At 70.8% G+C, this 13,601-nt stretch carries 12 protein-coding genes; 7 read left to right on the forward strand and 5 right to left on the reverse strand.

The window, feature by feature from the left end; genetic code table 11:
* The 4 genes from ACFZDJ_RS37285 (at nucleotide 1) to ACFZDJ_RS37300 (ending at nucleotide 4,749) form a co-directional block, all read left to right on the forward strand.
* Entirely contained in the window at nucleotides 1-870 is an 870-nt protein-coding gene (locus tag ACFZDJ_RS37285) for a methylenetetrahydrofolate reductase (RefSeq protein WP_391065640.1), read from the forward strand.
* A gap of 1 nt (nucleotide 871) precedes the next feature.
* Complete coding sequence (gene purU / locus ACFZDJ_RS37290) at nucleotides 872-1,777, forward strand: formyltetrahydrofolate deformylase (RefSeq protein ID WP_391065643.1); 906 nt, start codon at nucleotides 872-874, stop codon at nucleotides 1,775-1,777.
* A 330-nt stretch (nucleotides 1,778-2,107) separates the two neighbouring features.
* Entirely contained in the window at nucleotides 2,108-3,547 is a 1,440-nt protein-coding gene (gene gndA / locus ACFZDJ_RS37295; RefSeq protein ID WP_390933865.1) for an NADP-dependent phosphogluconate dehydrogenase, read from the forward strand.
* Between the two features lie 230 nt (nucleotides 3,548-3,777).
* Entirely contained in the window at nucleotides 3,778-4,749 is a 972-nt protein-coding gene (locus tag ACFZDJ_RS37300) for a helix-turn-helix domain-containing protein (protein ID WP_391065646.1), read from the forward strand.
* A gap of 86 nt (nucleotides 4,750-4,835) precedes the next feature.
* Here ACFZDJ_RS37300 and ACFZDJ_RS37305 read toward each other — a convergent pair whose 3' ends face one another.
* From ACFZDJ_RS37305 to ACFZDJ_RS37320, 4 genes are all read right to left on the reverse strand, one after another.
* Nucleotides 4,836-5,879 carry an alcohol dehydrogenase catalytic domain-containing protein gene (locus ACFZDJ_RS37305; protein ID WP_391065649.1) on the reverse strand — a complete coding sequence of 348 codons (1,044 nt, stop codon included), beginning with the start codon at nucleotides 5,877-5,879 and terminating at the stop codon, nucleotides 4,836-4,838.
* 541 nt (nucleotides 5,880-6,420) lie between these two features.
* Nucleotides 6,421-7,455: a zinc-binding dehydrogenase gene (locus ACFZDJ_RS37310; protein WP_391065652.1), complete on the reverse strand. Its 1,035-nt coding sequence runs from the start codon at nucleotides 7,453-7,455 to the stop codon at nucleotides 6,421-6,423.
* Between the two features lie 227 nt (nucleotides 7,456-7,682).
* Nucleotides 7,683-8,060 (reverse strand): toxin Doc, encoded by a 378-nt coding sequence (locus tag ACFZDJ_RS37315; RefSeq protein WP_391065655.1) that lies wholly within the window; start codon nucleotides 8,058-8,060, stop codon nucleotides 7,683-7,685.
* Nucleotides 8,060-8,299, reverse strand: a complete 240-nt coding sequence (locus ACFZDJ_RS37320) for a hypothetical protein (RefSeq protein WP_067374823.1) — start codon at nucleotides 8,297-8,299, stop codon at nucleotides 8,060-8,062. Before ACFZDJ_RS37320 ends, ACFZDJ_RS37315 begins: the two co-directional genes overlap by 1 nt.
* A gap of 109 nt (nucleotides 8,300-8,408) precedes the next feature.
* On the opposite strand from ACFZDJ_RS37320, the gene ACFZDJ_RS37325 reads away from it, so the two are divergent.
* A complete protein-coding gene (locus tag ACFZDJ_RS37325) occupies nucleotides 8,409-9,029 on the forward strand; it encodes an L-threonylcarbamoyladenylate synthase (protein ID WP_101406829.1) in 621 nt (206 codons plus the stop codon).
* A gap of 18 nt (nucleotides 9,030-9,047) precedes the next feature.
* Here the strand turns inward: ACFZDJ_RS37325 and ACFZDJ_RS37330 are convergent, their stop codons facing one another.
* Entirely contained in the window at nucleotides 9,048-10,829 is a 1,782-nt protein-coding gene (locus ACFZDJ_RS37330) for a helix-turn-helix domain-containing protein (RefSeq protein WP_391065658.1), read from the reverse strand.
* Between the two features lie 345 nt (nucleotides 10,830-11,174).
* On the opposite strand from ACFZDJ_RS37330, the gene dnaK reads away from it, so the two are divergent.
* Nucleotides 11,175-13,073 (forward strand): molecular chaperone DnaK, encoded by a 1,899-nt coding sequence (gene dnaK / locus ACFZDJ_RS37335; RefSeq protein ID WP_390933861.1) that lies wholly within the window; start codon nucleotides 11,175-11,177, stop codon nucleotides 13,071-13,073.
* A gap of 9 nt (nucleotides 13,074-13,082) precedes the next feature.
* Complete coding sequence (locus ACFZDJ_RS37340; RefSeq protein WP_391065661.1) at nucleotides 13,083-13,601, forward strand: nucleotide exchange factor GrpE; 519 nt, start codon at nucleotides 13,083-13,085, stop codon at nucleotides 13,599-13,601.

Raw genomic sequence — 13,601 nt, forward strand, 5'->3', positions numbered from 1 at the left:
ATGGATTCCGTCTCCACGGCAGCGGCGTCGGCCGTGGCCCCTTTGCTGGATGACTTCTCCCTCGAGATGACGGGCAAGGACGTCCCGAAGCTCGAGGAGGCCCGCGGCACCATCCCTCAGGGCACGCGGATCAATGTGACCTTCCTCGGCAACGAGGACCTCGACATGCGGCTGTCCGCCGCGCGGGCGGTCAAGCGGCTCGGCTTCGTCCCCGTACCGCACATATCGGCCCGCCGGCTGCCCTCGCGGGCGGCGCTGGAGGAGTTCCTCGCCGCGCTGGAGGCGGACGGCCTCGCCGACAACGTCTTCGTCGTGGGCGGCGACCCCGCCGAGCCGCACGGCCCGTACGACGACGCGCTGGCCCTGATCCGGTCGGGACTGCTGCAGAAACACGGCGTGCGGCACGTCGGGGTGAGCGGCTACCCCGAGGGGCACCCCGCGATCGCCGATCCAGTGCTCTGGTCGGCGATGGAGCACAAGAGCGCCGCACTTGAGGAGCACGGGCTGCCCGGCGCCGTCATCACCCAGTTCGGTTTCGACGTCGACGCCGTCCTGTCCTGGGTCGAGGCGGTACGGGCCCGGGGCATCGACCTGCCCGTCCGGATCGGTGTGCCCGGGCCCGCCGGGATCAGACGGCTGATGACCTACGCGGCCCGCTTCGGCGTCGGCACCAGCACGTCCATCGCCAAGAAGTACGGCTTCTCGCTCACCAACCTCATGGGCACCGCCGGGCCCGACCGCTTCATCCGGGCCCTGGTCAAGGGCTACGACGCACGCCTGCACGGGGAACTCAAGCTGCACTTCTACACATTCGGCGGCCTGAAGACCACCTCCGAGTGGGTCGCCGACTTCCGCGACAAGGAGAACTGACGTGACGCTCACCCAGGACGCGCCCGCGCGCACCCCGGCGCGCAAGCCCGCCCCGCAGCACGCCTCGCTGATCGTCAAGGGCAAGGACCGCACCGGTATCGTCGCCGCGGTCGGCGCGGTGCTCAGCAGTCACGGCGCGAACATCGTCTCGCTCGACCAGTACTCCGACAATCCGCAGGACGGCGCGTTCTTCCAGCGGACGGTCTTCAGCCTGGACAACCTCAAGGCGGCGCTGCCCGCGATCGAAAACGAGCTGAAGGCGCGGCTCGCCGAGGAGTTCGAGCTTCGGTTCACGCTGCGGGACATGTCCGTGCCGAAGCGGGTCGCGATCTTCGCCTCGAAGTCGGACCACTGTCTGCTCGACCTGCTCCGGCGGCAACGGCAGGGCCAGCTCCCCACCAGGGTGTCCATGGTGATCTCCCATCACCCCGACACCGCCGGGGAGGTCCGCGGCTTCGGGATCCCCTTCTTCCACGTGCCGTCGACGGGTCCTGACAAGTCCGCCGCCGAGGCCGAACACCTGCGACCACTGCGGGGCAACGTCGACTTCATCGTCCTCGCCCGCTCCATGCAGATCCTATCGGGGGACTTCATCGCCCAGGTCGGCGTGCCGATCATCAACATCCACCACTCGTTCCTGCCCGCCTTCATCGGCGCCGGTCCCTACGCCAAGGCGAAGGAGCGGGGTGTGAAACTCGTCGGCGCGACCGCGCACTACGTGACCGAGGACCTGGACGAGGGCCCGATCATCGAGCAGGACGTCGTCCGGGTGACGCACGCCGAGAGCGCCGCCGACCTCCAGCGCCGCGGCGCGGACGTCGAACGAGCCGTCCTGTCCCGGGCGGTGGAGTGGCACAGCCAGGACCGCGTGATCCGCTACGACAACCACACGATCGTCTTCGCCTGACCGACGTGCCGGTACCCACCGGTTCCCACCCCAGAAGGAGGTCGTCTCCCGCGTCGCCGCCGGCGCCGGCGTCATCGACGAACTGGCCGCCCCGAGGTGTCGGGCATCCCGCCGCAACTGAGTCCTTCCTCGCCGCCATGCCCGGCACGGGCACAGACACGGCGGCGAGCGTGCCGCCGTCCGCGTGGACCGCGCCTCGACGACGGCCTCCGTGAACCTGATCAAGATTGGCCGCCGCGACATCGAGAAGACCGGGCCGTCGGCCCGTACCCATGGTCATGGGGTCGCCCCGCCCCTGACATGGCCGACATTCGAAGAACAGGCAGCCTCATGAACGCATCCGCTTCCATCGGCGTCACCGGCCTCGGAGTAATGGGCCGCAACCTGGCCCGTAACTTCGCCCGGAACGGTTACACCGTCGCCGTCCACAACCGCTCCGCCGGCCGCACCCGCGCGCTGGCGGAGGAGTTCGGCCACGAGGGCTCCTTCGTCCCGGCCGAGACGGCCGAGGAGTTCGTGGCCGCGCTCGCCCGCCCCCGCCGCCTCATGATCATGGTGCAGGCGGGCGCGGCCACCGACGCCGTCATCGACGAGTTCGCCCCGCTCCTGGAAAACGGCGACATGATCATCGACGGCGGCAACGCCCACTTCGCCGACACCCGCCGCCGCGAGGCCGCGCTGCGCGAACGCGGCCTGCACTTCGTCGGTGCCGGCATCTCCGGCGGCGAGGAGGGCGCCCTCAACGGGCCGAGCATCATGCCCGGCGGCTCGGCGGAGTCGTACGCCGTCCTCGGCCCGATGTTCGAGAGCATCAGCGCCAAGGTCGACGGCGAGCCCTGCGCCACCCACATCGGCACCGACGGCGCCGGACACTTCGTCAAGATGGTCCACAACGGCATCGAATACGCCGACATGCAGCTCATCGCCGAGGCCTACGACCTGCTGCGCCAGGTCGCCGGGTACAGCCCCGCCGAGATCGCCGATGTCTTCCGCACCTGGAACGAGGGCCGCCTCGGCTCCTATCTGGTGGAGATCACCGCCGAGGTCCTCGCCCACACCGACCCGCAGACCGGTGGCGCGTTCGTCGACATCGTCGACGACGCCGCCGGGCAGAAGGGCACCGGCCGCTGGACCGTGCAGACCGCCCTCGACCTGGCCTCCCCGGTCACCGCCATCGCCCAGGCCACCTTCGCCCGCGCCGCCTCCGGCCAGAGCGACCTGCGTGCCGCCTACCGAGGTCTGCCCGGCGGCACCACTCCCCCGCTCAGCCCCACCGAGGCCACACGCTTCACCGCCCAGGTCGAACACGCCCTGTACGCCTCGAAGGTCATCGCCTACGACCAGGGCTGGAAGATGATCCTGGACGCCGCCGCGGAGTACGGCTGGAAGATCGACCTCGGCTCGGTCGCCCGGATCTGGCGCGGCGGCTGCATCATCCGCGCCTCCTTCCTCGACCGTATCCGCGCCGCCTACGCCACCGACCCCGACCTCGTCAGCCTGCTCGCCGAGGACGGTTTCGCCCAGGAGATCAGCGACGCCCAGGTGCCCTGGCGGGAGATCGTCGCCTCCGCCGCCCGGCGTGGCATCCCCGTCCCCGCGTTCTCCGCCGCGCTCGCGCACTACGACACCCTGCGCGCCGACCGCCTGCCCGCCGCCCTCCTCCAGGGGCAGCGCGACTACTTCGGCGCCCACACCTATCGGCGCACCGACCGTGAGGGCTCCTTCCACACCCACTGGTCGCAGCCCGACCGCCCCGAAACCACCGCCTGACAGGGACTCGGGCCGCGCGGGTCACTTCCGTGGGGTGGGCGGCCCACCCCACGCCGTGGAAGCCGACGTTCACCGCGAAGCCGACCGCCACCGGGACACCCATGGTGCGGTTGCGCATCAGCTCCAACGGCACCATCGGGTCCCTGCCGCGCGCCAGGGTGTGTTCGGGGGTGTGGCAGGGCCCCTCACGCGGCTGTCACCCAGGTCACAGGGCTGCCACACTGGATCGCATGGCACGTGAGCAGCACAGGGGCAGCACAGGTGGCAACGGCGGTACGGGCCTGGGGCACTTCCTGCGCGCCCGCCGCGCCCGGGTGACACCCGCCGACGTGGGTCTCCCGAAGGGCCCCGGGCTGCGCCGCACGCCCGGACTGCGCCGCGAGGAGCTGGCCACGCTGGCCGGAGTCAGCATCGACTACTACACGCGCCTGGAGCGGGGCAAGGAGACCAATCCGAGCCCGTCCGTCGTCAACGCCCTCGGGGCCGCCCTCCGGCTGGACGGGACCGAGCTCGAGCATCTCCGGGACCTCGCGGCACGCGCCGCGCGCACCGTCCCGGAGCTGCCGACGGCGCCCGCCGGCTCGGTGGATCCCGGCGGTTCGGTGGACCCCGGCGTCGAGCTGCTGCTGGAGAGCATGCGGCCCAATCCCGCGCACGTGGTCAGCCGCACCATGGACGTGATCGCCACCAATCCGGCCGGCCTGCACCTGATGGCCGGGCTCGAGGACTGGCCCGAGAAGCAGCGCAACATCGTGCGCTACGTCTTCCTCCACCCCGCCGCCCGCGCGCTCTTCGACGACTGGGAGAACCAGATCCGCGGCTGCGTCGCCCGGCTGCGCACCCTCGCCGGCACCGACCCCGACGCCCCTGACCTCGCCGACCTCGTCGACGAACTCCTGTTCAAGAGCCCGGACTTCGCGCGCCTGTGGGAGGCGTACGACGTGAAGGGTCATTCCTCGGGTCGCAAGACCTTTCACCACCCCCGGGTCGGCGACGTCACCTTCGGCTACCAGTCCATGACGCTGGAGGGCACCGACGGCCACCGCCTGGTCGCGTACCACGCCCCGCCCGACACCCCGGAGTACGACGCGATGCTCCTGCTCGACGCGGCCGGGAAGGCCGGAGAGCGGTCCGCGCGCCGGGCGGGGGCCGGGCGGCCCGCGGCCGGCCAGCGGCCCTTTCCTCAGGTGCCCTTCGGGTGACCTCGGCACGTGCGGCAGCACCCCGTACGAGGGCTCGGGGGCGCGCCTCGTACGGGGTGGTCTCGGGCGGACGGTGCCGCGGTGGGTCAGGCCAGGGTCGCGGTGTCGATCACGAAGCGGTAGCGCACGTCCGAGGCCAGGACACGCTCGTACGCCTCGTTGATCTTCTCGGCGGGGATGATCTCGACCTCGGCGCCGATGCCGTGCTCGGCGCAGAAGTCGAGCATCTCCTGCGTCTCGCGGATGCCGCCGATCAGCGACCCCGCGTACACGCGGCCCTGCATGATCAGCGAGAACACGTTCAGCGACAGCGGCTCCGCGGGAGCGCCGACGTTGACCATCGTGCCGCCCACGGCGAGCAGGCCGAGGAAGGTGTCGAGGTCGAGCTTGGCGCTGACCGTGTTGAGGATGACGTCGAAGGTGCCGGCGAGCTGCTCGAAGGTGGTCGGGTCGCTGGTGGCGTAGTAGTGGTCGGCGCCCAGCCGCAGGCCGTCGTCCATCTTCTTCAGCGACTGCGACAGGACGGTGACTTCGGCGCCCATCGCGTGTGCGATCTTGACGGCCATGTGGCCGAGTCCGCCGAGGCCGATGACGGCGACCTTCTTGCCGGGGCCCGCGCCCCAGCGGCGCAGCGGGGAGTACGTGGTGATGCCCGCGCACAGCAGCGGGGCGGCCTCGTCGAGGCCGAGGCCCTCGGGGATGGTGACGACGAAGTCGTCGTCGACCACGACGTGGGTGGAGTAGCCGCCCTGGGTCAGGGTGCCGTCGGCGTCGATCGAGCCGTAGGTGAGTGTGTTGCCCTTGAGGCAGTACTGCTCCTCGCCCCTCAGGCAGGGCACGCACTCACGGCAGGAGTTGACCATGCAGCCGACGCCGACTCGGTCACCCACGGCGTGCCGGGTGACCCCGGAACCGACCTGGGTGACGATGCCGGCGATCTCGTGGCCGGGGACCAGGGGGTAGGTCGCCGGGCCCCACTCGCTGCGGACGTTGTGGATGTCGGAGTGGCAGATGCCGCAGTACTTGATGTCGATGAGGACGTCGTGCGGGCCGACGTCACGGCGCTCGACGGTGGTCGGCGCGAGCGGTTCGGTCGCCGAAGTGGCGGCGTATGCGGGGACGGTAAGCACCGGTTCTCCAGTGGGGGGTGAAGTTGATGGGGTGGTCGGCAGCCGAGTGACCGCCGAAGTCCGACCAGGCGTCCGCTCCGCCGCGTGGCACCAGTCGCATCGGATCGAGGGCCGGCGCGACGTTGACGACCAGCGCGTCGAGGGTGATCACGAAGAAGCCGAGGACGGCCGCCGCCGGCGCCGGCCCGGGACTTGAGAGGCCTTGCCCCGGAGGATCGCCGACAGGTCGCCGGACCGGAGTGACGGGGACGGGCATGGGATGCTCCCGGGAAGTGGGATCTTCAACGAGCATCCAGCCTGCTCGCCCGGCCCGCATCCCGGCAGACCGTGATGTTCAGGGGAGCGGTGTTCGGGGGAGCGGTGTTCAGGGGTGCCGCAGGGCCCCCACGGGGCTGACGCGCAGGTCACGGGGGCGCCAGAGCGGAGCGCACGACCAGTGAGCGGCACCGCGGGAGCGTCGGTGCGGGAGCATCGGTGCGGGGCCCGGCGCGTCCGGGAGGCCAGGGCCGCCTCGGACGGGCGGGGGCGGTCGACTCCGTGTTCAGGGCTGGACGAGTACCTTCAGTGCCTCCCGGTCGGCCATCGCGCGATAGCCGTCGGGTACCTCGTCGACGCTCACCGTGCGGTCGAAGACGCGCCCGGGTTCGATCTTCCCTTCGAGGATGTCGGGGAGGAGTTCCTCGATGTAGGCGCGGGCAGGAGCCACACCGCCGGTGAGGGTGATGTTGTTCATGAACTCCTGGAAGCCCAGCGGCACCTGGTCGTACTGCGGGGCGCCCACCCGGCTGATCGTGCCGCCCGCGCGCACCACGCCCAGCGACATCTCCAGCGCGGGCAGCGTGCCGACACACTCCAGCACCGTGTGCGTACCGTCGCCGCCGGTCAGCTCGCGCACGCGCTCGATGCCCTCCTCGCCGCGTTCGGCGACGATGTCGGTGGCACCGAAGTCGCGGCCGAGATCGGTGCGGGCCTTGTGCCGCCCCATCAGGATGATCCGCTCGGCGCCGAGCCGTTCTGCGGACAGTACCGCCGACAGGCCGACCGCTCCGTCACCGACCACGGTCACGGTCGTACGCGGGGTGACGCCCGCCGTCACCGCGCAGTGGTGGCCGGTGCAGAACACGTCCGACAGGGTCAGCAGCGACGGCAGCAGGGCGGAGTCCTCGCCGACGGGCAGCTTCACCAGCGTGCCCTGGGCCTGCGGTACCCGCACCGCCTCGCCCTGACCGCCGTCCACCCCGTCCGCGGCCCAGAAACCGCCGTGCCGGCACGAGGTGTGCAGGCCCTCACGGCAGAAGTCGCAGGTGTTGTCCGACCAGACGAAGGGGGCCACCACCAGGTCTCCGGTCTTCAGTCCGGACACCTCCGCACCGATATCCTCGACGACACCCAGGAACTCGTGGCCTATGCGGTCGCCGTGCTCGGTGGGCGGACGCGACCCGTACGGCCACAGGTCGCTGCCGCAGATGCACGCACGCAGCACGCGTACGACGGCGTCCGTGGGCTGCTGGATCCCCGGGTCCGGAACCTCCTCCACGCGCACGTCACCGGCACCGTAAATCAGAGTTGCTCGCATGAGTCTTTCCGATCGAGTCGTCCTGTACCTGCTCGCAGAGCGTCGAGAGCGGCGGCAGCGCCGCGTCCAGCTCGGAACAACCGGGAATTCAGGCGACTGTCCCCTTCGGTCCAAGGGACATTCCGGCCGTTCAAAAAGTATGGGTCCCGATATCGGGGCCCGCACTCTCACGCCTGCCTGCGATGACGACTCCGGGGCGCAGCGGTGGACCTGGTGGACAGGCGTCCTCAGACCTTCCAGGAGCGCAGCTGGTCGGCGACGGCGAGGACGCCGACGCGGGTGTCGCGGATCTTGCGGACGAGGTCGGACAGGGCTCCGTAGGGCGGGTCGATGCCCTCGCCCGACTGGTCCATGTACTGGGCGGCGACGAACGCGGCGAACAGGCTGTTGCGGTGCGGCAGCGGCTCCAGGCGCACGATGGTGTGCATCAGCGCGGCGGCGCGCCAGGCCGCGTCCGGGTCGGCGGCGGCGAGCGTAGGCAGCTTGGTCTTGTGGCGGGCGACGGCCGCGACGAGCGCGGAGTAGTCCGACACGGACATGTCCTCGCGGGCGAGGGCGGCCTCCTGGACGTCGAGCAGCCAGGCGACATCGATGGTCAGGTGCATCAGGCGGCCGCGGATCCGTCCCGGCGCTCGGCGGGCGGCACCTCGTCGGGGAACGCGTCGTCGAACTCGCCGCGCAGCCGGTCGGCCCAGGCGGTGGCGCCGGCGACGAACTGCCTGCGCTGCATCTCCCGGACACCGAGGTCGTGCAGATACTGCTTGAGGCTCTTGCCGTCGGCCGCGGCGGCCGCGCGCACTCCCTCGAGCTCCTCTTCCGTGAAGGTCACGTTCAGTGATGGCATACACGGATGGTACCTGGTCGGTACCAGGGGTGCGAGGTCTCAGGATCGACCGAACGAATGGCCATGGGGCTAGGACCTGTCCCCGACGCCGCCGATCTAAGCTCGGCGCATGGCCAAGTACTTCGACGTGCACCCCGAGAACCCCCAGCAGCGCACTCTCAGCCAGGTGGCGGAGATCATCCGCGGCGGAGGGCTCGTCGCCTATCCGACCGACTCCTGCTTCGCCCTCGGGGCTCAGTTGGGCAACCGGGACGGACTCGACCGGATCCGTTCGATCCGCCGGCTGGACGACCGGCACCACTTCACCCTGATGTGCCAGGACTTCGCGCAGCTGGCCCACTTCGTACGCCTGGACAACGCGGTGTTCCGTGCGATCAAGGCCTCGACTCCGGGTAGTTACACCTTCATCCTCCCGGCGACGAAGGAGGCACCGCGCAGGCTGCTGCACCCGAAGAAGAAGACGGTCGGCGTCCGGATTCCCGACCATGTCGTCGCCCGGGCGCTCCTCGCCGAGCTCGGCGAGCCCCTGCTGTCGAGCACCCTGCTCCTCCCCGATCAGGAGAAGCCGCTGACGCAGGGGTGGGAGATCAAGGAGGAGCTCGACCACGTGGTGGACGCGGTCCTCGACTCCGGCGACTGCGGCGTCGAGCCGACGACCGTCATCGACTTCTCGCAGGGCGAGCCCGAGATCGTACGACGAGGAGCGGGCGATCCCTCCCGGTTCGAGTGAGCGGGGCGAAGGGGCCGGTCAGAGCGCGGGGCCGCTGACTTTCCAGATCCGGGTGGCGACCTGGAGGTTGAAGCGGCTGTCCACCTCGTCGAGCCTGCGGCCGCTGACCTCCCTGATGCGCTGCAACCGATAGCGGAGCGTGCTGCGGTGCACGGCGAGGGCCCGCGCCGTCTCGTCGTAGTTGCCGCCGTGGTCGAAGTACCGGGTGAGGGTGTGCACCAGGTCGGTGCCATGGGCGTCGTCGTAGTCGAGGAGCGCGCCGAGCCATTCGCGGACGAAGTCGGTGACGTCTCCCGCGTCCTTGTCCCGGGCCAGGATGCGGTAGAGGCCGAGTTCCTCGCAGGTCGTGGTGCCGTCCGCGGGGTGGGACTGGCGGCGTACGGCGAGCGCGCGGACGGCCTGGTCGAAGGAGCGCGGGATGTCCGCCACCGCCTCGCACAGGCTGCCGATGCCCACCGCGCCGTGCGGAGAGCCCACTTCGTCGGCGAGGGCCTTGTACAGACCCGAGTCACGCGGCTCGCCCCGGACCACGAGCACCGCCATGTCCCCTCGCCGGGCCAGCAGCGACCGCAGGCGCAGTCCCTGCGCGGCACGTCCCACCGCCCCCAGGAAGCGGTCGTCGGCGGCCGTTCCACGCCACTGCGCGACCGTGACGTGGTGCGGTCCGTGCAGGTCGTGGCCGACGGCCTCGGCCCTGGCGTACGCGCCGCCGTCGTCGGCGCCGGTGAGCAGGTCGTCCACAAGTTCCCGGCGCAGCCGCAGTTCGGCCTCCGCCAGACTGCGGCGGTGGGCCAGTTCCAGGGACAGTGCCGTGCAGGCGTGTTCGAGGGCGAACATCTCGGCTCCGCCCGCCGTGCCGTCGGGGTCGATGAGCTCGATGCTGCCCAGGGGCTCCCCGTGGTGGCGGGCCAGTCCGATGAGGCGTCCCTCGTGGCGGATCGGACCGAGCTCGCGCATCGCGTCGTGCATGAGTTGCTCGCGCTGGAGCGGATCGGGCTTGGTGTCCGCCTCGGGCGGGACCGGCCCCGCCCGGGCGAGGAGGTTTCCGAAGCGGTCCTCGACACGGGTGGCGAGGCCGGTCAGCTCATACACGGCGGCGGCGATGCCGTGCTCCCCTTCGTCGGTGACGGAGGTCCGGGCGAGGACGTCGTGCACGGTGCGCTGCTCCTCCAGCTCCGCCACCAGCGCGGTGAGTCGTTCGTTGACCGCGTCCCGCTCCTCGATCGCCCGGAACAGCTGTCGGGCGTACTCGCGGTCGCGGCGGCGGGCTTCGGCGTTGTAGAGCGCGGCGCCGGTCGGCTGAGCGAGGGCGTAGACGAGGAAGCGGTCCTCGTCGGGAGGCGGTTTCCCGGCGCTGACCAGCAGGTAGCCGAGCAGTCCGCCGGAGCTGCGCAGGCCCACTGCCCAGCCCCAGCCGCCCTCCTGGAAGTGGACGGCGCCGTCCTCCCCTCCCAGTGCGGTCAGCTGTTCGACCGGGTCGGTCAGCTCGCGCGGTGCCCGGCCGCCGAGGGTCCGTGTGCTCGGCGTGGCCTCGAGCTCGAAGCGGCCGTCCCTGAGCATGTAGCAGCCCTCGGGCCGGCAGTCGAGGAGGAGTGGCACCTCGTCCATGGCCAACTGGAGGATCTCGTCCACCGGACGGCCGTCGAGCATGGTCACGGCCAGCACGAACACGTCGTACAGGCTCGCCGACTGCTTGCGTCCCCAGTCGGTCAGGGCGGTGGTGGGCGCCCGGCTGCCGAGGCCGCGTGGTGCGATGCTCCGGTGCGCCGCACTGGTCGCGTCGTCGGCCGTGCCAGACATGCCGCAATACTAGCTTTCGCCCCCTTTCGCCGCTTCTTGCACCGGTCACGCGTGGGGTCTCGCAGCCGCCACGCGTGGGGCGGAACAGCGCCCGGGAGGCGGGTCGGCTCCCTGACCGCCTGGCGCGGTGCCTCGCTGTCTCCTGCACTGCCAGGGGGAGAGAAGGGGCCGAATTTCGCCCCGTCGGGAGCAGGCGTCGTCCTTCGTCCCGTAACACCCTGGCAAGGACGGAACCCACGACCCGTGTCCGCCGGCTGACGCCCGCGGACACGCGACCTCACCTGAAGACAACCGCCGCCACCGGAGACGGGCGGACGCCGGGGGTGGCAGGCGAAGGAGTTCCTCATGGGCAAGGCAGTCGGAATCGACCTGGGCACCACCAACTCGGTGATCGCCGTTTGGGAGGGCGGTGAGGCGACCGTCATACCCAATGCCGAGGGCTCGCGCACCACGCCCTCCATCGTCGCCTTCACCGACAGCGGCGAACGGCTGGTGGGTCAGCTCGCCAGGCGGCAGGCGATCCTCAATCCCAAGGGCACCATCTACTCGGCCAAGCGGTTCATCGGCCGGCACTTCGACGAGATATCCGACGAGGCCAAGGCGGTGGCGTACGACGTCGTCGAGGGCGAGGGCGGAGTCGCGCGCTTCAAGGTGCGCGACAAGCTGTACGCGCCGGAGGAGATCAGCGCGCTGGTGCTGCGCAAGCTCGCCGACGACGCCGGCAAGCAGCTGGGCGAGAAGGTCACCGAGGCCGTCATCACCGTGCCCGCGTACTTCAACGACGCCCAGCGCCAGGCGACCAAGGACGCGGGTCGCATCGCGGGGCTCGAAGTACTGCGGATCATCAACGAGCCGACGGCGGCGGCGCTGGCGTACGGCATGGAGAAGAAGCAGCACGAGACGGTGCTCGTCTTCGACCTCGGTGGCGGCACCTTCGACGTGAGCATCCTTGACGTCGGTGACGGGGTCGTGGAAGTGCGCTCGACGGCGGGCGACAGCCACCTCGGCGGCGACGACTTCGACCGTCGCCTCGTCGACCTGCTCGCGGACGGCTTCCAGAAGGAGAACGGGATCGACCTGCGCAAGGACCCGCAGGCGCTGCAACGGCTGTTCGAAGCCGCGGAGAAGGCCAAGACGGAGCTGAGCTCGGTCACGCAGACGCAGGTCAGCCTGCCGTTCATCACCGCGGACGCCGCCGGCCCCAAGCACCTGACCGAGACGATCATGCGGTCCACGTTCGAGAAGATCACCGCCGACCTGGTCGAGCGGACCATGGAACCGGTCAAGCAGGCGATGGCCGACGCGAAGACCAGCGCGAACGACATCGACGAGGTCATCCTCGTGGGCGGCTCGACGCGCATCCCGGCCGTGCAGAGCCTGGTCCGCCGGCTCACCGGTGGCAAGGACCCGAACATGAGCGTCAACCCCGACGAGGTCGTGGCGCTGGGCGCCGCGATCCAGGCGGGCGTGCTCAAGGGCGAGGTCAAGGACGTCCTGCTGCTCGACGTGACCCCGCTGTCGCTGGGCGTGGAGACCCGCGGCGGTGTGATGACGAAGATCATCGACCGGAACACCACGATCCCGGTCCGCCGCTCGGAGACCTTCTCCACCGCGGAGGACAACCAGGAGGCCGTGGACGTCGTCGTGCTGCAGGGGGAGCGCGAGATGGCCGCCGACAACCGGGTCCTCGGCCGATTCCAGCTCAAGGACATCCGCCCGGCACCGCGCGGCGAGCCGCAGGTCGAGGTCGTCTTCGACATCGACGCCAACGGCATCCTGAACGTCACCGCACGGGACAAGGACACCGGCAAGGAACAGACCATCACCATCAGCGAGGGCTCCAACCTCGACAAGGGCGAGGTCGAGCGGATGGTCCAGGAGGCCGAGCAGCACCGCGGCGAGGACCAGGCGCTGCGCGACGCCGTGGACGCCCGCAACGAACTGGACGCCGTGGCCTACCAGGTGGAGCGCCGGCTGAACGAGCTGGGTGAAGCGGTGCCCTCGCACGAGCGGGCCCGGGCGGACATGCTCGTCGCCGATGCCCGTGAGGCGGTCCAGCAGGAGGCGTCCCCGGACAAGGCCAGGCCGCTGACCTCCGAGCTCCAGCAGGTGCTGGCGTCGCTCGCCCAGTACCAGACGGGCGCGGCCGCGCAGGCCCGGGCCGGAACCGGGACGGAGGACACCGCCGGCGCCACGGCAGCATCCGGCGACGACGTGATCGACGCGGAATTCGACAAGAGCTGAGGAGCCGTCATGGCCACCGAGCAGGAGCCGACGACGCCTTCGCAACAGCCGGGCGAGACCCCCTCGTCCTCGCACGTGCCGGAGGCGGACGAGCAGGCGGCCGCCCTCGACGAGATGCGTGACCGCTGGCGCCGCGCGCTCGCCGACCTGGACAACCTCCGTAAGCGTCACGCGAAGGAACTGGAACGTGTGCGGGCCGAGGAGCGCGCCCGCACCGCGGCGGCCTGGCTGCCCGTCCTCGACAACCTGGAACGGGCGCTGGCCCACTCCGACTCCGACCCCTCCGCCGTGCTGAAGGGCGTCGAAGCCGTACGCGACCAGGGGGTGGAGGTGCTGCGCGGTCTCGGGTATCCCCGCTACGAGGAGACCGGGGTGCCTTTCGACCCGACCCGGCACGAGGTCGTCGGAGTCGTCGACACCCCCGACGCCGAGCCGAACACCGTGGCCCAGGTGGTGAGCCCGGGCTACGGGGCGGACGCGAAGCAGTTGCGCCCCGCCTTCGTCGTGGTCAGCAAGCGGCAGGAGTGA

The organism is Streptomyces sp. NPDC007896 (assembly GCF_042959425.1).
Classification (GTDB): domain Bacteria; phylum Actinomycetota; class Actinomycetes; order Streptomycetales; family Streptomycetaceae; genus Streptomyces.